16 protein-coding genes are annotated in these 18,011 nt (G+C 49.3%); 4 read left to right on the top strand and 12 right to left on the bottom strand.

The features are described 5' to 3' along the window. Nucleotides 1-551 precede the first annotated feature (551 nt). Both QOX26_RS13445 and QOX26_RS13440 read right to left on the bottom strand, forming a co-directional pair. Entirely contained in the window at nt 552-2,156 is a 1,605-nt protein-coding gene (locus tag QOX26_RS13445) for a solute:sodium symporter family transporter (RefSeq protein WP_283675491.1), read from the bottom strand. A gap of 277 nt (nt 2,157-2,433) precedes the next feature. Next, nucleotides 2,434-3,279 (bottom strand): AraC family transcriptional regulator, encoded by an 846-nt coding sequence (locus tag QOX26_RS13440; RefSeq protein ID WP_283675490.1) that lies wholly within the window; start codon nt 3,277-3,279, stop codon nt 2,434-2,436. 195 nt (nt 3,280-3,474) lie between these two features. Here QOX26_RS13440 and QOX26_RS13435 point away from each other — a divergent pair, with 195 nt between their 5' ends. Next, a complete protein-coding gene (locus QOX26_RS13435) occupies nt 3,475-4,269 on the top strand; it encodes an SDR family NAD(P)-dependent oxidoreductase (protein WP_283675488.1) in 795 nt (264 codons plus the stop codon). 128 nt (nt 4,270-4,397) lie between these two features. On the opposite strand, the gene QOX26_RS13430 is transcribed toward QOX26_RS13435, so the two are convergent. The 3 genes from QOX26_RS13430 to QOX26_RS13420 are packed head-to-tail and all read right to left on the bottom strand — an operon-like array spanning nt 4,398 to nt 7,918. Beyond that, nucleotides 4,398-5,405 (bottom strand): sugar ABC transporter substrate-binding protein, encoded by a 1,008-nt coding sequence (locus QOX26_RS13430; RefSeq protein WP_283675487.1) that lies wholly within the window; start codon nt 5,403-5,405, stop codon nt 4,398-4,400. 48 nt (nt 5,406-5,453) lie between these two features. Next, nucleotides 5,454-6,413 carry an ABC transporter permease gene (locus QOX26_RS13425; RefSeq protein WP_283675486.1) on the bottom strand — a complete coding sequence of 320 codons (960 nt, stop codon included), beginning with the start codon at nt 6,411-6,413 and terminating at the stop codon, nt 5,454-5,456. Continuing rightward, nucleotides 6,410-7,918: a sugar ABC transporter ATP-binding protein gene (locus QOX26_RS13420; RefSeq protein ID WP_283675485.1), complete on the bottom strand. Its 1,509-nt coding sequence runs from the start codon at nt 7,916-7,918 to the stop codon at nt 6,410-6,412. The genes QOX26_RS13425 and QOX26_RS13420 overlap by 4 nt, the downstream gene beginning before the upstream one ends. Nucleotides 7,919-8,297: 379 nt before the next feature. On the opposite strand from QOX26_RS13420, the gene QOX26_RS13415 reads away from it, so the two are divergent. Then, entirely contained in the window at nt 8,298-9,245 is a 948-nt protein-coding gene (locus QOX26_RS13415; RefSeq protein WP_283675484.1) for a sugar phosphate isomerase/epimerase family protein, read from the top strand. A gap of 74 nt (nt 9,246-9,319) precedes the next feature. Here QOX26_RS13415 and QOX26_RS13410 read toward each other — a convergent pair whose 3' ends face one another. After that, nucleotides 9,320-10,198, bottom strand: coding sequence for a sugar phosphate isomerase/epimerase family protein (locus QOX26_RS13410; protein WP_283675483.1), 879 nt, complete (start codon nt 10,196-10,198; stop codon nt 9,320-9,322). A gap of 13 nt (nt 10,199-10,211) precedes the next feature. Beyond that, entirely contained in the window at nt 10,212-11,246 is a 1,035-nt protein-coding gene (gene iolG / locus QOX26_RS13405) for an inositol 2-dehydrogenase (protein ID WP_283675482.1), read from the bottom strand. A 400-nt stretch (nt 11,247-11,646) separates the two neighbouring features. Between iolG and QOX26_RS13400 the strand changes: the two genes are divergently transcribed. Beyond that, nucleotides 11,647-12,540 (top strand): AraC family transcriptional regulator, encoded by an 894-nt coding sequence (locus QOX26_RS13400; protein WP_283675481.1) that lies wholly within the window; start codon nt 11,647-11,649, stop codon nt 12,538-12,540. Between the two features lie 335 nt (nt 12,541-12,875). Here the strand turns inward: QOX26_RS13400 and QOX26_RS13395 are convergent, their stop codons facing one another. Further along, nucleotides 12,876-13,982 carry an IS110 family transposase gene (locus QOX26_RS13395; protein ID WP_283675480.1) on the bottom strand — a complete coding sequence of 369 codons (1,107 nt, stop codon included), beginning with the start codon at nt 13,980-13,982 and terminating at the stop codon, nt 12,876-12,878. A 502-nt stretch (nt 13,983-14,484) separates the two neighbouring features. Between QOX26_RS13395 and QOX26_RS13390 the strand changes: the two genes are divergently transcribed. After that, nucleotides 14,485-15,003: a hypothetical protein gene (locus QOX26_RS13390; protein WP_283675479.1), complete on the top strand. Its 519-nt coding sequence runs from the start codon at nt 14,485-14,487 to the stop codon at nt 15,001-15,003. Between the two features lie 155 nt (nt 15,004-15,158). Here QOX26_RS13390 and QOX26_RS13385 read toward each other — a convergent pair whose 3' ends face one another. From QOX26_RS13385 to QOX26_RS13370, 4 genes are all read right to left on the bottom strand, one after another. Further along, nucleotides 15,159-15,326 carry a helix-turn-helix domain-containing protein gene (locus QOX26_RS13385; protein WP_283675478.1) on the bottom strand — a complete coding sequence of 56 codons (168 nt, stop codon included), beginning with the start codon at nt 15,324-15,326 and terminating at the stop codon, nt 15,159-15,161. Further along, entirely contained in the window at nt 15,317-15,577 is a 261-nt protein-coding gene (locus QOX26_RS13380) for a hypothetical protein (protein WP_283675476.1), read from the bottom strand. Before QOX26_RS13380 ends, QOX26_RS13385 begins: the two co-directional genes overlap by 10 nt. A gap of 150 nt (nt 15,578-15,727) precedes the next feature. Further along, on the bottom strand, nt 15,728-16,795 hold the full coding sequence (locus QOX26_RS13375) for a hypothetical protein (protein WP_283675475.1): 1,068 nt from the start codon (nt 16,793-16,795) through the stop codon (nt 15,728-15,730). After that, a complete protein-coding gene (locus QOX26_RS13370; protein ID WP_283675474.1) occupies nt 16,792-17,970 on the bottom strand; it encodes a RecQ family ATP-dependent DNA helicase in 1,179 nt (392 codons plus the stop codon). Before QOX26_RS13370 ends, QOX26_RS13375 begins: the two co-directional genes overlap by 4 nt. Nucleotides 17,971-18,011: the final 41 nt, after the last annotated feature.

Genomic DNA, 18,011 nt, shown 5'->3' with positions numbered 1-18,011 from the left:
GATTATTAACATGACTGGTAACAGCTACCGTTTAGCTCACCACCAGTCCATTACCGGCTAAAAAACTGGCGCTGAAAAAGTGTGCATTTGCTGGCGAAAAAGTGTGCACTTTACTTGACTGCTTACATCCCCCGTTTTTCACTGCATTTTCCAGTTCGTGTTATTAAAATTTGCGTGCCCTTTTGCGATACCCCAGTCAGTCAGCGGTCTCAAGCCCGATCAGCTTCATATTGCGGCAAAGATTAAGCCTGTGCGGGCACTTCGACCCACGCGCCGCCGTTGCGCCCGCAGCCAACAACGGTGATTTTTAGGTTTGCTATGTAATATTCTTCTTTTCGATTCCGTGTTCAGCGGTATTTTTCGCCATGCGTGCGGGTGACCTCAGCCGACTTTTTGACGTTTTTCTCCTGCGTCATTTTGTAGTACGCGGGGCGGAAAATTTTAATCGTGCAGCAGTCAGCGTCAAGACCAATTTTGCGCAGCCAACAAGCACCTGTAAACTGCGCAGCTTTTCTACTTCATACTCCGTGTATTTTCTGTTGATACGGCTATCAACGTCCCAAAATCAGCGGCGAGAACACGAGATAAAGCACCACCATCAGAATGACCACGCCGATGGCAAAACCTTTGCTGTGCCGCCAAGGCGTCATGTCAACCTGCGGTGCATCGACCGCCACTGCCGTTTGCTTCGCCGGAGCAAATTTAGAAAAAGCAAGCATAATCAGTGTGTCCACCACAAAGACCGTGGTCGTTATGTAAAGATAGTGGCAGTAATGCGGGGACAACGTGTTTAGTCCGATCGCATACAGCGCCACATGCACGCCGGACATGATCCAGCAGGCTTTTGCAGGAACCGGTAGTTTCGTCAGCGCGAAAATAACCATAATCAGTAGCGGAGTTCCGTAATATCCCCAGCATTCGTTCAAAAACGCCTGTACGCCTTGTCCCGCGAACAGGATAAAGGGCGAAATGGCGATTGCAACTGCCGCAATGACCGTGCCGAATACCTTTCCGGTATGCACCAGCTGCGCATCGCTTGCGTTTGGGTTGAAAATCGGACGGTAAAAATCCAACGTGAAAATCGTGGATGCGGAATTGAGCACTGAATTGAAGGATGATAGAATCGCACCAAACATGACCGCTGCAAAAAAGCCCAGCAACCACTTGGGCATGACCGTCAGAATGAGCTGCGGATACGCAAGATCCTGGTTCTCAAGTCCTCCGCCGAACATCAGGAACGCGATAATGCCAGGCACGACAGTAAACAGTGGAGAAAAACACTTGAGAAAACCCGTCCACAGCGCACCCTTTTGCGCTTCAGCCAGGTTTTTCGCAGCAAAAGTGCGTTGAATGATAGATTGGTTGGTTGCCCAGTAGGACAAGCCGTTGATAATCATACCCGTCAGCAGCAGCGGCCACGGGATACTGGGCGCAAGCGCGTTAGCAGGGGCGAGCGCGTTCAGCTTTTCTCCCGCACCAACGAATGCTTTGACACCCTCCAGAAAGCTGCCGTCCCCCAGCGCGGTAAACGCCAGTGCCGGCACGATGATTGCACAGCCAAGCATCAGGCCGATGCCGTTGATGGTATCTGATACCGCAACGGCACGCAAGCCGCCGAAAATGGCATAAATCGATCCGATAATGCCGATGGATACGCAGCAAATTGCAATTGCAGCAAAGCGAGAAATGCCCAGCATACCGGATACGTCAAACAGCTGCTCCAGCACAACCGATCCTGCGTAAAGAATGAGCGGCAGCATGGTTATAATGTATGCCGCCATAAAAATAATGGCAACTAATCTGCGGATAGACGAGCCGTAACGGTTCTCCAAAAACTCCGGAATGGTTGTGATGTTGCATTTAAGAAAGCGCGGCAGCATAAACAGTGCAAAAATGGCAAGCGACGCACCCGCGAACAACTCCCATCCCATGACACCCATACTACCGATATAGCTTTGACCGTTTTGTCCAACCAACTGCTCCGCAGAAATATTGGTCATCATCAGCGAACCGCAAATGACAATGCCCGGAAGGCCTCGTCCCGCCAGAAAATAACCATCCTTCGTTGAGGTATCGTCACCTCTTGTTTTCAAATACGAGATTAGTGCGACCAACGCGGTAAACCCAATGAAGGTTACCAGCATAAGCAGTTTCATATCGTATTCCCCCTTTAATATTCAATCTTTCATTTTCTCTTTTGCGATAACCGGATACTTCATTTCTTGCCTTTTGCTATTTTTATACTCCTCCTTCTCATTTTGAATAGCATGACCTATATTCTATATTATGCACTTTAGCTTCTTTCGCATCAATTCACATCCTTGCCTTCTAATGAACATTTTCTGCTTTAATAATTCGTACAAAGCAGCTTGGTCTCACCGACAGACAGAAAAGAAAAAGAAGAACCGTGCCGTGGTTCTTCTTTTCAGCCCTTTAGAATGGAATCTTCCGAAATGCAGTCGGCGTCATCCCGGATCGCTGCTTGAACACACGAATAAAATTCGATACATTATCAAATCCGCACTGCTCGGCGACAGACTCCACCGAGTCATGCGTAGTTGCCAACAGGCGCTTGGCATACTGAATCCTCATGTTGACAAAATATTGGTGCGGCGTCATACCCAGATGCTTGCGAAAATAACGAGTAAAGTAAAACTTGCTCAAATTGACGTGCTGCGCCAGGTCATCAAGTGAAATGTTTTGTGTGATATGCGCTTCCATGTAGCCAATGGCCTTGTCAATCGAGACATTGGTGACTGGTGGGATGCCGGAACAGGTCTCGACCAGCTCGCAAAGAATCATATGCAGATAGACCGAAATGCGGTGTTCGTTCTGCATGCTGGCCTGTGCCTGCGCCAGACGAAGTAGATTGCCGAAAGCATTCTCGAGCATCGGACTTTTGGCATTTTGTATCAGCGCGCCATGATTCAGTTGATACAGCCGCTGAATATAGTCGACACTTCCCGTGCCGGCAAAGTGAAAATAGTGAAATTTCAGACCGTCCCATGCGTGATAACTGTGTTCCTCGCGACAATCAATAATTACCACGTCCCCTACGTGTGCCGTGAAGAGCTGCGAGCCAACGGCCACCTCCAGCTCTCCTTCCTCAATAAACAGCATCAAAATGGATTCCCAGTAAGGGTGGGTCACCACATATCGCGCGTCGCAGTAAAATACGCCGATATGCTGCAGGCAATACAACGTTTGCATTGCAAACTCGGAGGGCATCAAAAAATAAATCTGTGATGGCTCCAAAATTCCGTCTTCCAAGATATGCATCGCACGCCTCCGTTCAGAGCTTTATTTGAATATTTCTAGGCAAACAGCGAAATTGAATTTTTATTCAGCATAGCACATAATTAGGACGTACTCAATAATACAGCCGTGATTGCATCCGTTTTTCCGTTTTAAACCAGAAACCAATGTTTAATCACTGCACAAGAATTGAAAATCAGCAGTAAAAAGGAGTCTTCTATGATGGGTGAAAATTATCAGGGTAAGGTGTGCCTTGTGACCGGCGCCGCACGCGGCATCGGCAAGGCATGCGCTAAAAAGTTCGCCGAATACGGCGCGGATGTGATTCTGATTGATATCAACCGACAGGTAGTTGAGCAGGCGGCGCAGGAAATCGCGCAGGCTTACGGGTGTAAGGCAACGCCTTTCGCTGTCGATCTTTCCAGCACCGATGCCTGTGACGGCCTGATGCGGGAGATCAAAGAGCAGGTCGGTACGGTGAATGTACTCGCAAATTGCGCCGGCATCACCGTTTCAAAATGCCTGCTTGATGTCACGCCGGCAGACTGGGAGCGCGTCGTCAACGTTGACCTGCGCGCCATCTGGTACCTCAGCCAATTATTTGCCAAGCAGTTAATTGCTGCAGGCAAAAAGCAAGGCAATATCGTCTCCATCTCCTCGCAGGCCTCTAAAATCGGTGAATACGGCAACGGTGTGTACTCGGTTTCCAAAGCCGGAATCAACTCGCTGACGCAGGTGCTCGGTTTGGAATACGCCGAGCACGGCATTTCGGTTTCGGCCGTCTGCCCGGGTTATGTGAATACCGAAATGGTACAGGAGGTCTTTCAAACGCGTGCCCCGCTCGAGGGTATGACCCCCGCAGAATACGAAAAGACTCTCACCGGCTCAGTGCCGATGGGACGCATGTGCGAACCAGAGGAGGTGGCCGATTTGATGGCCTTTCTCGCCGGCGGCCGCGCAAACTACATCACCGGCGTCACCGTAACCATTGCAGGCGGCAAGACGCTCATCTGAACAGTTCATACCAAGGTCCGCTGTATTAACAGCGGACCTTTTATATTTCAGTCCCGCTCGGGCACGAAGAACCCGGCGGAGCAATTGCTCCGCCGGGTAAGAGAGAAGAAAAGAGAGTGTATGGTTTATTACTGTGCTGCCACAATCGCATCGTAGTTTTCACTGGTTACGTCGGTCAGCTCAATATAGGTCTGCTGGTCAATGGTTTCGCCCGCGTAAATGCGCTGCGCAATGTCCGCACACAGCGTGCCGATGCTCGGCCAGCTGACAAATACGGCATAGGTTTCATCGCCGTCAGCAATCATGTAACCATCTTCTTTGCCCAGATGCATAACGCCGCAGGTCGTGACCTGTTCGTTCATGCCGGCAGCTTTGAGCGCCTCGGCCGCGCCGATAATCATCATCGAATCAGCGGAGACAATGCAGCCGATTTTATCGCCATAGGTCTGAATCCAGTCCTCGGTTACCTGCATGGCAGCCGCAGTCTCAAATTCACCGGTCTGGCTGGACAGAATCTTCAGGTCGGAGCGAGAAGAAATGCCTTCCTCAAAGCCCTGCTTGCGCATAACAGCCGCTTCACGGCCGGGCGTGCCTTCCAGATAGCAGATATTCGTGTTCTCCGGCAGATTTGCCGCGCACCATGCGCCCTGCTTCTTGCCCAGCTCGACCTCGTTGAAGCCAACGAACTTCCAGTCACCGCCCGTCGCCTCGGTGCCGACCATAAATACCGGAACGCCTTCCTGATTGCAGGCCTCAACCGACATTGTATTACCGCTGGTGTCTACGCCGATGATGAACATCATGTCAACGCCCTTGTTCAGCAGCGTTTCAACATTAGTGGTCTGCTTTTCAATATCCTTCGCCGAGTCCGCCGTCAGCGCCTCAACCTTTTCCGCGCCAACAGCCGCCTTGAACTCGTCGCTTTCAACTGCCTTGACGAAGTTCTGCATCGCCGCATAGCAGTTTGGGTCAGCGTTATCAATATTGACAAAGCCTACCCGATACACGTTTTCGCCCGCGCCCTCCGCGGATGTGCCGTTTTGATTTGAGGGAGAATCGGTCTCGACACCGCAGCCGGTCAAGGCGGTCAAACAAAGTGCGGATGCCATTAACAGAGCCATAAAACGCTTTTTCATCATACTACCTCCATAATTCGTATCCAGATTGTTTCTATTCCTACGGGTTTACGCTTTTTTGTTGCGGCGCACCTGCGCATCAATAATAACCGCCAGTGCAATGATTGCACCCTTGACGATCTTCTGATAATAGGCTGAAACGTTCAGCTGTGTCATGATATTGAGCAGCACGCCGACGAACAGTGCGCCAACTACCGTGCCATAGACCTTGCCCACGCCGCCCGACATCGAGGTGCCGCCGATAATCGCTGCCGTGATCGCATCAAACTCGTACTGCTCGCCGCCGTTTGGCTGCCCGGAGTTGAGTCGGCTCATCAGAATCACGCCTGCCAGACCGGCTGTTGCGCCTGCGAACAGAAATGCCTTGATTTTAACCATTTTCGTATTGATGCCGGAAGCCTTGGCTGCATCCTCGTTGCCGCCTACCGCATACACATAACGACCAAAGCGTCTGCGGTTCATCAGCACCCAGTAGACAATCAGTACGATTACCATAATCAGAATCGGAATCGGCAGCGCACCGATACGTCCCTGACCGAAAACCGCAAAGCTCTTGTCAAACCCATTGACTGGCTGCGCACTGGTAAACGCCAGAATTGCACCGCGGCCGATGAACTGGGAAGCAAGCGTCATAATAAAAGAGGGAATGCCGCAAGCCGTGATGACCCAACCATTGAGGAAGCCAAAAATTGCGCCGCACAGGATACCTGCCAGCAGGGCAAGCACTGGGCTGCCGGTATGGAGCATGACAACCGTGGACATAACGCCCGCGAACGCGCAGACCGAACCCGGAGACAGGTCGACCTCGCCCGTGATGAGCACCATCTGTGCGCCGAACGCGATAATCATAACGACTGCGTTCTGCCGGATGATATTGCTGATGTTGCGGGGCGTCAAAAAGGTGTCGCTCAGCAGAGAGGCAATGACGACCGCCACAAGCAGAATGATAAAAATACCGTATTTGCTGTATAGCTCAGCAAGGTTGAATTTCTTTTCTTTCGTCTTCATTGTCCAAATCCTTTCACTGCAAGCTCCATGATGTTTTCCTGCGTTGCATCCCGGCGATTCATCTCGCCGGTCAGCCTGCCCTGCGACATGACGGCCACACGGTCACTCATGCCGAGAATCTCGGGCATTTCGGACGAAATCATGATAATTGCAACGCCCTGCTCTGCAAGTTCACACATCAGCTTGTAGATTTCATATTTCGCACCCACATCAATGCCGCGGGTCGGTTCGTCCAGAATCAGCACCTTGGGTGAGCGCAGCAGCCATTTGGCCAACACAACCTTTTGCTGGTTGCCGCCCGAAAGTGAGGAGACCGGCGACTCCGGAGAGGCAATCTTAATTGACAGCTTTTTGACCATTGCCTCGACGTTTTCCTTTTCCTTTTTCAGGCTCAGGAAACCGCCCGTTTCGATGTTTTTCAGGCTTGACAGCGTGATATTTTCACGAATGGAACGGCAAAGCACCACGCCCTCGCTCTTGCGATCCTCACTTGCCATCAGCACACCTGCGTCAATTGCCTGCTGTGCGTTGTGGAAAGATACCGTTTTGCCCTCCAGCTTCATCTGCCCAGACTGCTTGCGATCCAATCCGAACACCGCTCGGAACAGCTCGCTGCGTCCTGCGCCGACCAGTCCGGCAAAGCCGACAATCTCGCCTGCGCGGAGACTGAAGTTAATATTTTGAAAACGATCTCCCGTAAAACCGCTCAGCTCCAGCACAGTCTCACCGACCGGCGCTGTGGTTTTGGGGAACTGATCGGTAATTTCGCGCCCGACCATCGTTTTGATGATGCCGTTTTTGTCGATCTGCTCAATCGGGCAGCTATGTATCCATTGGCCGTCACGAAAAATGGTAACTTCATCGCAGATTTCAAAAATTTCATCCATCTTATGCGAAATATAGATGATGCCAACGCCCTTCTCCTTGAGCCGCTGCACGTTTTCAAACAGAATGTGCACCTCGGAATCGGTGATAGACGAGGTGGGTTCATCCATGATGACCACCGAAGCGTCACGCGAAATTGCCTTAACAATCTCAATGAGCGCAATGTCCGACACCGTCAGGCTGCGCATAACCGCCTTGGGATCATATGACAGCTTAAATTCATCCAGCAGCTTCTGCGTGTCATCCCACAGCCGCTTCCAGTCAATCATTTTCATCCCATTCATTGGCTCACGCCCGAGGAAAATGTTCTCCCCAATGGTCATGTCCAAAATCGGACTCAGCTCCTGATGAATGGTCGCCACGCCCATTTCCAGCATGGCCTTGGGACTTTGCGGGGTGATTTTCTCCCCTTTATACCAAATTTCCCCTTCATCCATGGTGTAAATACCGTTGATGATCTTCATCAGTGTGGATTTCCCCGCGCCGTTTTCACCGCATAGCGCATGAACACTGCCGGGGCGCAGCCTCAAATCGACCTTGTCCAGTGCTTTTACGCCGGGAAAGGACTTTGAGATTCCCCTTAGTTCCAGGACATATTCGCTGTTGTTTTGTCCAGACACCCTTGCACCTCCCTGATCTCTCCAGTGGTTTGCCGCCTGCGGCTCACCTGTCTCGTCTGGTTTTCCGTTGCTAAATACAGTATCGCATATACATTTACGAATTGTTATCTTCCTGTTTGCTGTTTAATGTTCAAAAATTGCCCTTGCCTTTTGTGAATCCCAGTATACCTGCACGATTGTTTCTCTGCTTTGAATGATAAAATCACCGCACAAGATATTCATTGATTTATGCGTATCCGAAATGCACCCAAGCGGATCTGCTGACAGCAACTTTTGATTGTTTTTGATTCCAAAACGGAGATTGATTCCCTTTGCCCAATCCGTCAAACTAGAATCAGGCAATACGCTACGATAAATGGTTAAAGGAGCTACTGAAAAAATGAGATTATGCTTAAATACGGATGGACTCGGCCATCTGTCCTTTGAAGACATGGTGAAAACCGCGGCTGAAATCGGCATCGAGTCACTTGAAATCGCGTGCGGCAACTGGTCGAGCGCCCCGCATCTGGATTTGGATACCCTGCTCGCCAGCGTATCTGCACGGCAGGCGTATCTGGACACCATCGAGCGTCACGGACTGGTGCTCGAGGCCCTGAACTGCTCCGGCAATCAACTGGAGCCAAACGAAACCGGCCGCGCACATCAAGCGGTGGTGGAAAAGACATTTCAGCTCGCAGAGTTGCTCGGTGTCCGGAACATCGTCATGATGAGCGGGCTGCCGGGCGGAAACGCCGCCGATACCACCGCCAACTGGGTCACAACCTGCTGGCCGATAAGCTGTCAGGATATCCTGCGCTACCAGTGGGAAGAGGTTCTCATCCCCTATTGGGCACAGACCGTTAAAACCGCGGAACAGCATGGCATTACCTCGATTGCGCTGGAAAACCACGGTGCGCAGTGCGTTTACAACGCCGAAACACTGCTTCGCCTGCGCAAAGAGGTTGGCCCGCTGGTCGGCATGAACCTCGACCCAAGCCACCATATGTGGATGGGCGGAGACGGCATCGAGATGGCCAAGGCCCTGGGTGCGGACGCAATCCACCACGTGCATGCGAAGGATTTGCGCCGCGAACGCGGCCGTTTTGCCGCAAACGGCGGGTTGGAGACTAAATTTTTCGACGATTACAACCACCGCACCTGGAACTACGTTGCGCTCGGATTTGGAGAGAGCGCCGAATGGTGGAAGGAATTCTTTGCCGTGCTGAGTATGATGGGTTATGACGGCCCGGTCTCGCTCGAGATTGAGGACAAAACCATGCCCGCACTGGCCGCAATCAAAAAATCCATTGCCCTACTGCACGAGGTCATGCCGCGTCCCTTTAACTGACCATATTAAATCTTTTGAAAAAAGAGCCGACGTTAATGCGCCGGCTCTTTTTGATTGTAGGGTATCAGCCGACTTTAAAAGCCGGCCTTCGCAAGGTTATCACGGCCGCGTTTCGCAATCGGAAGGGGCAAATCAAACGATTTCACCGGGAACAAATCCTGTTCCACGACACACCATCCGTCATAGCCCTTTTCCACCAAGGCGTCATGGAGCTTGGCGAAGTCAATGCTGCCCTTGCCCGGCTCGACCATGATATCCTCCGTCACTGCCTTGGCAAACGACCACTTGTTTTCGTCCATCTTTGCCTTGACCGCAAGGTCGCAGTCCTTCAGATGGATATAGGGAATACGATCCGCATGCTTCCGATAGAAGGAAATCGGTTCGCCGCCGCCGTAGACATGATGGCCGGTATCGAAGCACAACTGCACATCGGTATCTGCAAGCAGACGCTCAATCTGCGCCTCGGTCTGCACGTGGCAGTCCACATGCGGATGGAACGCGCCGATCAGGCCGTGCGATGCAACGCGGTCTGCTGCGCGCTGCACATTCTTGCAGTAGGTGTTCCACTGCGCATCGGTCAGGTTCGGATCACACACCTGCTCGCCTGTTTCCAGATCGGTATACATGGCGGGCAGCAGGACAATGTACTTTGCAGTCGGAAAATCCTGCAGCAGCGCCGCAATCTCGTCAATGGTTCCGCACATTGCATCAATCGAAGCATCATCCAGAAAATCACCGCCGACCGTGCCGGCAACCAGTTCCAGTGAACGTGCCGCAAGGGCATCCTTCAGCGCCGGATTTTCGTTCGGAAAGTAGCCCCAGGGGCCAAGCTCCACGCCGTCGTAACCGGCCAGACGCATTTCGTCCATGCAGCGGCTCCACGGGGTCTGCTTTTCGTGGTTTGGAAACCATACGCCCCACGAATCAGGCGCAATGCCTACTTTAATAGCCATCCTGTTCTCCTCCTCACAGTTCAAGCAGTTCAGCCATGGTGACAACACGGTTTTCCTTGAGGGACAAATCGCAGCCCTTGGCAATCAGGAAGGAATAGTATCCGTCCTTAGCGTTTACCGGCACGTCCTTATCGTTGACAATCGCATCGAGGAACTCGTGGATTTCTTCGGTATAGGACGCGATATAACGGTTTACATAGAAGAACAGCGGCTTCTCGGCAGTTTGACCGTTTTCATCTGCGAGTACAACGGTGCTCGGCGTATCGTTCTGTACATTGAGCGCACCCTTGGAGCCAAAAATCTCAATGCGCTGGTCGTAACCATAGGCACACTGCCAGCAGTTGTCGATGATGGCCATTGCGCCGGTATCGAACTTCAGGATGACCGAGGTGGTATCCACACCGCCGGTGGTCTGCTGATCCTTGTTGATCATTGCCGCGCCGGTTGCATACATTTCAACAACCTCTGCACCGTTTGCCATAAAGCGCGCCATGTCAAAATCGTGAATTGACGTATCGAGGAACATGCCGCCTGCGCTGCCGCCGACAGCTGCGAAGTACTCCGGCGGGGGAGGCAGCGGGTCGCGAGATGTAATTTTAATCTGGCGAACCTCGCCGATTTTGCCCTCTGCAACCATCCGGTGTGCGGTCGCGTGGTTATGATCGAAACGACGGTTGTAGCCCAGCTGCAGCTTGATGCCGCATTCTGCCGCAACCTGCATCGCTTGCTTGATTTTGCCGACGTTGTAGTCGATCGGCTTCTCGCAGAATACATGCTTACCTGCACGGGCTGCCTCCATGATGAGGTCGGCATGCAGCGCCGCCGGTGCGCAGATGAGCACCGCCTTGACCTCCGGATCCTGCATAATTGCCTTATAGTCTGCAATCGCCTTCGGGCAGCCGGTCTCTTCTGCCCATTTGTTGTAACCTTCCGGGTATGCGTCGGCCACATAACGCAGCTCTGCTTCCGGCACCGAGGTCACGATGTCCTTCACGTGAATGCGGCCGACGTTACCGCCGCCAATCACGCCGATTACGGTCTTTTCCATATTACTTTCCTCCTTGGGTACTTCTCATTTCCTGCCAACTACAGGAAAAATGCATCTGATTCAGATTGATTCTCAAAGGATGCACTTAGAAATTCTTTTCGGTCAAAAGCTGCCTTGTGCATATCATTTGCAATGTCTTGAAATATTCCTTACCTCAAATCTATTGTGATAAATATGACACTTAGACAAATCAATTTTGCCTGAACAAGCAACTCATGTCTTGCTGTCCTCGTATGTATCAATCTGTTTTCTGTAATCATTATGCATCTTTTGCGCGGTACTAACAATTCTCTTCCTTGCTCTAAAATGAACATTTCCTGCTCTGTTTTTCTCTTTACATAGCACACCGTACAATGCTATACTGAGAAAAATAGATGAATTGCACAAGGAGGAGCATCACATGGAATTCGCCAAACCCAACCCCATGTCTACGGCATGCAGCCTGCCGGAATCAGATACCGGCGTGCTTCCAAGCTCACAGATGTATCTGCATTTACCTTCTGCCTTTGCCAAGAAGGCGCTGTATTACGCGCCCTATGTCGGTCATTTCTTCTGCACGCCGGCATACGCCATTAGCCGCGATAATTATGATTACTATTTGCTGCTTTTGGTAGATACCGGCGAACTGCAAGTGCAATTCAACGGCCAAACCTTCGTCGCCCATGCACGCGACATTGTCTTTATCGACTGCAAAAAACCGCATGTATACCGTGCGCTTACGCCGCTCTCGTTCCGCTACTTTCATTTTGAGGGCAGCAGCAGCGAGGCGTTTTATGAAATTCTTACCGAACGCTATGGATATTTAATGCATCCGGCCAAACAAATTGCCATCGAAAGCGCAATGAACACCTTGGTCGGGTTGGCATATGACGGACAGCTGAATGAACACAAGATTTCCGCCCAAATCCACATCATCCTGAGCGAGCTTGCCGCACAATCTGCATCCGCCTACAATCCGCAGGATACCGTTATTGCGCAGGCGATCTCCTACTTGGAGCAGCATTTTACCGAAGTTCTTACGGTCGAGGATCTTGCCGAAGTCGTGAACCTCAGTCCGTTTTATTTCAGCCGCCTTTTCCGTAAATTCACCAATATGTCCCCGCATGCGTATCAAGTTCACTTGCGTGTCACGCTTGCCCGTCAATTGCTCGCCTCAACAGGGCAGGCAGTCGAACGAATTGGAGAGGCCTGCGGCTTTAACAGCACACAACACTTTATCCGCAGTTTCAAACAGCATGTCGGCAACACACCGCGAGAATATCGTCAACGAACGCTGCACACGGAAAATACCTGAAGATCCCGGGCAACAGACCTAGAAAAAGCATGCACCGAAGAATCAATGCATGCTTTTTCTCTATAAACTTTTGGGTCTTTACAGCGCCTTAGTACTGTTCTGACCATCTAAGATTTGTCAAGAAAAAAGTTCTTAACCAAAAGCATTGAAAAAAGGGCACACAAAATAAAGCCTTTCAAAGGTAAAAATTGAAAGACTATTGCAAATTAAATAAAGATATTCTATTCTAACAATACAGAGTATTTTGTTTGCTCATCGCAAGAAGAATGCGTAGAAGCTTGGTGCAACAGGCGACTACACAAGCGTGGTGATGTTTGCCTTCGCCACGCTTTTTCTCATATTTTCTCATAATAAAGCAAAATAGAGTTTTGTGGGGCTGTTCGTTTCGTCACCATGAGGATGGACATTACTGCATAAAATAGAATATGACGTGCGCTTCGATTTCCTCGCTTGGAGATGGGACCATGGTAGTTAATGGACTTACCTGACTGCACGATAGTAGGATCTAAACCACAGCTGGCTGTAAGCTTCTTGACATTGGTAAATCTGCGAATGTCCTTTAGCTCCGCAATAAGCAATGCAGCAGTAATCGGGCCAATACCCGGTATTGAATTGTAAATCGGGTATAATGCAGATGTTTGTGCTAAAGCGATTAGCCGACTCTTCAAAGCCTCAATCTCCGTTGCTTGGTCTATGACCTTTCGGACAGTTTCAACCAGACAGGTAACCGTCTCGCTTTCGATGGGAACGGCCGGATAACTGTCCTGTAGCACCTCTTTAATTTTGGAAGCCATTTTTAAATAATGCTTAGGCGAGCGGTTATGTGCCGCACCAAGGCAGACAGCCAGCGTAGCTATGCTTTCGTGTTTAACCATGTCGCAATGCGGGTAACACGCAATAAAATGTAGTGCTGTAGAGCTATACATGAAATTGGCTACAAAGACCTCGGAATATTGGGGACAAGTTAGCGTTAGTAACTGTCGAAACCTGTTTTTGGTACGAATTTGACCGTCTTGAAGATGTTCTAACTGGCGGGAAAGAAACTGCATGTCCTTGAATATATCCTCGTGAACTGTTTGTTCATTGTAATCATGGCGGAAGAAAATGTTAGCCAAATTAAGACAATCCTCTTTGTCCGTTTTAGTTTTACGAAGATTACGCTTATTTTCCTTGGATATGATGGGGTTCAAGACGATGGTTTCATACCCAGTATTTTCTCTGAAGTAGCGTTCTACCGGCAAATGGTAGACTGAAGTGGATTCCATGATGATATGTATATCGTTGCTATTCAATTTAACGAGTTCTGAAAGCACATCACCAAAGCCTGATATGGTATGCTGATACTCAGTGGGTTTCAGCACCAGTTCTCCGGCTTCGGATAGAATACAAAACATAGATTTTCCACAGGCAACATCAATTGCAAGACAATATTGCAAAAACATCGCTCCTCTCTTTTATTTTCGGTTGGAACATTCCACACACCTGTGTCTGATCATGCGGTTTATATGGATTCTAAGACCCGACCATCTAAAACTAAACTGACAGATATGAGAATGAACGGCTGGTCACAAAGAATGGATTCTAAGACCCTTGGTATTGTTTAGCCTTATCACAACCCAAGCTACAGTATATCCCCACCAATGTGTTAATGGAATATGTTGTAGACTTCTTAAATCATACATGGTATAGTGTAGTGGTATATTGAATTTGTAACGCAGCCACCTAACAGATATTATATCCAGCGTATTACGAATGAGATCAGAAAGAGAGTTGTCCACATGCATATTCAGGATGGACGTACTCGAAAAGTCTTGCATCTGATTATGTATTAATTTGCTCTTTGCTTTCCACCTAGGTTATTGAACCAATCAGTTCAATGCAGTATACTATTATCAATCAATCTGTAAAACACTTCGTTAACTGATTATGTAGGAGGCGTCGGTAATGGAGAATGATCAAGCACTTGTTTTTATCAAGCGTAGCCCGCATGGAGACGACGGCGATTATATTCAATTGTCAGAAGTGGGCGGACTTCACTGGGATAATCGGACTGGAGGTTACAACGAGTCGACCGGCCGCTATTATGTAATGGGCTATATAAACGAAGAAGATCTTAACCAGTTAAACATTTCGTGTAGTGGGCGGCACGATTATAGTCGCAACGGCATCAAGATTTGTCTGATGAAGACGAAAACCAGTACAGCTGTATGGAATCTGGTACTGCAACAAGCGGGAGATGACCCCAACCCCAAGCGACCGCCTTGTACCCAAACCATACTGTGCCTTTTATCAGAAAATCCACCTGCAATGCAAAGAGCCGAAATCAGACGCCAGCTATTGGAGCGTGGTTTTGAACCCAAGACCATCCGCAGCGCCATAAAAACGATGACGAAAGACAATCGAATCATATTGGAGGGGAGCTGTTTTTCTCCAAAGCAAATAATCGCCTTGCCCGAACACTAAGTGATTCACACTTATGGGCGGGGGATTTGTATGCACCTTATTTCTCTCAATTCCGAGAAGGTTAAGAAAAAAACATTCCCCACAAGAACGGATGTAATATTTATCGACGAGGATGCATTTGTATCAACATAGCAGTAGTGAAATCATACTATTCCTTATTGCGATTCCAGAAACTCCGCCAGTGCTTCCATCGTCACCCTCCACTCCCGACCGACTTTTACGGCCGGGAGTTCTTGGTTTGCTATCATTTTCCGCACCTGCTGGCAGGTGGTCTTGAGCAGATACGCAACCTCTTTTACGGTCAAAATCTCGCTTATGCCCATGGGTTGCTATCCCTTCTCTGCGGCGCTGCATTTTGATTTACACCTGCGTTACGCTGTTCCTTATAGATGAAATTGTGAAGCTTGCGCACAAACATGGTACGTAATCCCCAGTTGCCATACTGATCTTCCTGCGGCTGAATGTCATACTTGTTGCAGTACTGGCGCAGTTCAGACTTGTCCAGTTCGAACAGACGACATATCTCGTCAATCGTATAAAATTCTTTCATGTTTCTGTAGTCGATATATTTCATCGTGACTTACCTCTCTTTGTAGTGAATTAAGTTTTAAGAATGCGGCAGGCACGGGAAGCATCGTAACTCACCGCATTTCTCGCTAACTTATTATTATGTTAGTAAACTCATCACAAAAAGTGTTCACTTCAAAGCACCCATATCATTTCCCTACCATTTCATGCCCGGAAAATGCAGTTTTTCCACCTCTGCATTGTTCCTGAGCGTGATTGGACTAATCCCAAACTTCCGAAACTGTCCACGCACAGTCTTAATCTGCGATTCACTCAAGCCGGAGTTCTCCACAGCTTGTGCATAACTCTTGCACTTCGACAGCTTTTCCGCGAACTGCTTCATATGCCCGCGAGTATGGACGTTTTTCACCTCAGAATCAATTAAGTTCAGACAATGCTCATACTTCACATAACGTGCTCCCGTATTGACTGATTTCAGATATTTCGCAATTGTTGTTTCCGACTCATCCATGATGGTTTTCAGGATCTTGCAGTTACTACCCTTGACCTCATCAGATAGCCCTCTTTTAAAGCTTGCGCTGCTCCGTGATACCTCAATGCGCAGCATTGGATCCGTTGGCTCCTCAATCAACTCCTCCTCCAAAAGCTGAAAAGCCTTGTCGTAGACCGTCAAAGTGACAGTTTTACACTGAATCCGCCACGAATGTTCATTCTTCTGCTTATGGCGTGGATCATTATTCGGGAACTTCATTTCGCGGTAAGATCTCGTATAGGGACTACGCCGGACAATCCGCAGTAGCTCATCACAGCAGGCCTGATTCTTCGGAAACCAGTCCAGACAGCAGTCGACACGCGACAGCTTCAGTTCTTCAAAAGTCTTATCCAGTTCCAGTTCCTTCAGCAGTTGATTCATACCCGCTTCCAACTGGATGGTTTGCTCCTTCTTCGCCTGAAACACCTCCGTGGGGGAATAGTACCCTCGAATCAGCGTGAGCGGATTGACGCGGAACTGCATAAAGCAGGGAGTGTTGCGGTTGGTCTTATTCTTATGCTTCTTCTGTTTGTACAGATATAGCACAACGCCCATATCACAGTAATAGGTGCATATGTACTTCTCCATGCCGTTGTCTGTCTGATAAGTCTCGTCCCGATAGAACGCACCCTTCGCCCTCCTCTGCATCAGCGTCTGAAACAGCTGATTATACCACTTCCGCGACAGCAGCAGCGTCATCAGCACGGTGTGGATACCATAACGAATTTTCATGACTGCACCTCCCCATCAAGGTACGCCATGACTTGCTCCTGAATATCTGCACTCGACTCGCACAGGTGCCACATATCATCTGCCGCGTCAAGTGCCCGCTCATCGGTACTGCTGATGATGTCCAGATTCCTGTAATAGTCGCCATCGTTATAGAGGAGCAGACCATGCGCCTTCTTTCCGTCACGGCCTGCCCGTCCGACCATCTGATAATAGGACTCAATGCTGAACGGCATCTGGGATATAATAACCAGACGAATATCCGGGATATCAATGCCCATGCCAAATGCCGAAGTAGCAACCATAATCTTTGCGTCTCCAGTCTGAAACCGCGCTTCCTCGGTTCTCCTGTTTTTCAGCTTGCTGTGACAAATGGTAATGTCTTTTGAGAAGAAATCACATTCGTCGAGTAGATACTCCTGCAGATCTTCCACATCACAAATCGTGGTGCAGTAGACGACAATTTTCCCCTTATTGATGTACTTCCGGACAGCTTTCTGTATTTCTTTGTATCGTTCCGCCTCTGTCTTAACCCACATCTTTTTGAGAATTAGATTCTCTCTGCGGAGTTGACCAATATGTAAGCGACAGCTCTGTATCCCAAGGGAATTGGCTATAATGTTAACATCCCGCTTGGCCACAGTGGCGCTGAAGGCAGCAATAACAGGCCGAGGCTTTAATGTATCAATAAACTTACCAATCTGACGATACATGGGTCGAAACTCATTTCCCCATTCAATCAGACAATGAACTTCATCGACTACAACCGTGTGAATGGTATTGCCCTTTAATGCGTTACGAAATCTGGGGTTATCTAATCTTTCCGGTGAAATGTACAGCACATTAAGCTTCTGCGCTTTGAGCAGTCGATAGGTCTCTTCATTATCCGGATTGTCGCGATACAGACACGCAGCCGTGAGGTTACTCCCACACCAATTCTTCATTTGATTGCGCATCAGCGAAGTGGTGGGGGTAATCACCAGCATCAGCTGATCCGGATGACAATAAGCTTGTATCTGAAAGCACAGGGACTTGCCATGAGATGTTTTGGCAATGCCAATGACATCATGTCCATCCAACAGGTCATCACACACTTCCTTCTGGAACGGCTTCAGTCTCTTGACACCGAATGCCTTCGTTGCTTTTTCCAGCCAATCTTTCTTTATGGTTTCTCTCATGATGAATCTCCTCCATTGTCACAGGTTGGAGAAAAACTGAA

Origin of the sequence: Butyricicoccus sp. Marseille-Q5471 (assembly GCF_951230135.1) — a bacterium.
Classification (GTDB): domain Bacteria; phylum Bacillota; class Clostridia; order Oscillospirales; family Butyricicoccaceae; genus Agathobaculum.
This window is presented reverse-complemented; position numbering and strand designations above follow the sequence as displayed.

What these genes read in the sequence shown, in the direction of transcription:
- QOX26_RS13435 (WP_283675488.1), top strand. Translation starts at nt 3,475, where the DNA reads ATGATGGGTGAAAATTATCAGGGTAAGGTGTGCCTTGTGACCGGCGCC.
- QOX26_RS13385 (WP_283675478.1), bottom strand. Translation starts at nt 15,326, where the DNA reads ATGGGCATAAGCGAGATTTTGACCGTAAAAGAGGTTGCGTATCTGCTC.
- QOX26_RS13410 (WP_283675483.1), bottom strand. Translation starts at nt 10,198, where the DNA reads ATGGCTATTAAAGTAGGCATTGCGCCTGATTCGTGGGGCGTATGGTTT.
- QOX26_RS13380 (WP_283675476.1), bottom strand. Translation starts at nt 15,577, where the DNA reads ATGAAATATATCGACTACAGAAACATGAAAGAATTTTATACGATTGAC.
- QOX26_RS13400 (WP_283675481.1), top strand. Translation starts at nt 11,647, where the DNA reads ATGGAATTCGCCAAACCCAACCCCATGTCTACGGCATGCAGCCTGCCG.
- QOX26_RS13370 (WP_283675474.1), bottom strand. Translation starts at nt 17,970, where the DNA reads ATGAGAGAAACCATAAAGAAAGATTGGCTGGAAAAAGCAACGAAGGCA.
- QOX26_RS13440 (WP_283675490.1), bottom strand. Translation starts at nt 3,279, where the DNA reads ATGCATATCTTGGAAGACGGAATTTTGGAGCCATCACAGATTTATTTT.
- QOX26_RS13395 (WP_283675480.1), bottom strand. Translation starts at nt 13,982, where the DNA reads ATGTTTTTGCAATATTGTCTTGCAATTGATGTTGCCTGTGGAAAATCT.
- QOX26_RS13390 (WP_283675479.1), top strand. Translation starts at nt 14,485, where the DNA reads ATGGAGAATGATCAAGCACTTGTTTTTATCAAGCGTAGCCCGCATGGA.
- QOX26_RS13445 (WP_283675491.1), bottom strand. Translation starts at nt 2,156, where the DNA reads ATGAAACTGCTTATGCTGGTAACCTTCATTGGGTTTACCGCGTTGGTC.
- QOX26_RS13430 (WP_283675487.1), bottom strand. Translation starts at nt 5,405, where the DNA reads ATGAAAAAGCGTTTTATGGCTCTGTTAATGGCATCCGCACTTTGTTTG.
- QOX26_RS13425 (WP_283675486.1), bottom strand. Translation starts at nt 6,413, where the DNA reads ATGAAGACGAAAGAAAAGAAATTCAACCTTGCTGAGCTATACAGCAAA.
- QOX26_RS13415 (WP_283675484.1), top strand. Translation starts at nt 8,298, where the DNA reads ATGAGATTATGCTTAAATACGGATGGACTCGGCCATCTGTCCTTTGAA.
- iolG (WP_283675482.1), bottom strand. Translation starts at nt 11,246, where the DNA reads ATGGAAAAGACCGTAATCGGCGTGATTGGCGGCGGTAACGTCGGCCGC.
- QOX26_RS13375 (WP_283675475.1), bottom strand. Translation starts at nt 16,795, where the DNA reads ATGAAAATTCGTTATGGTATCCACACCGTGCTGATGACGCTGCTGCTG.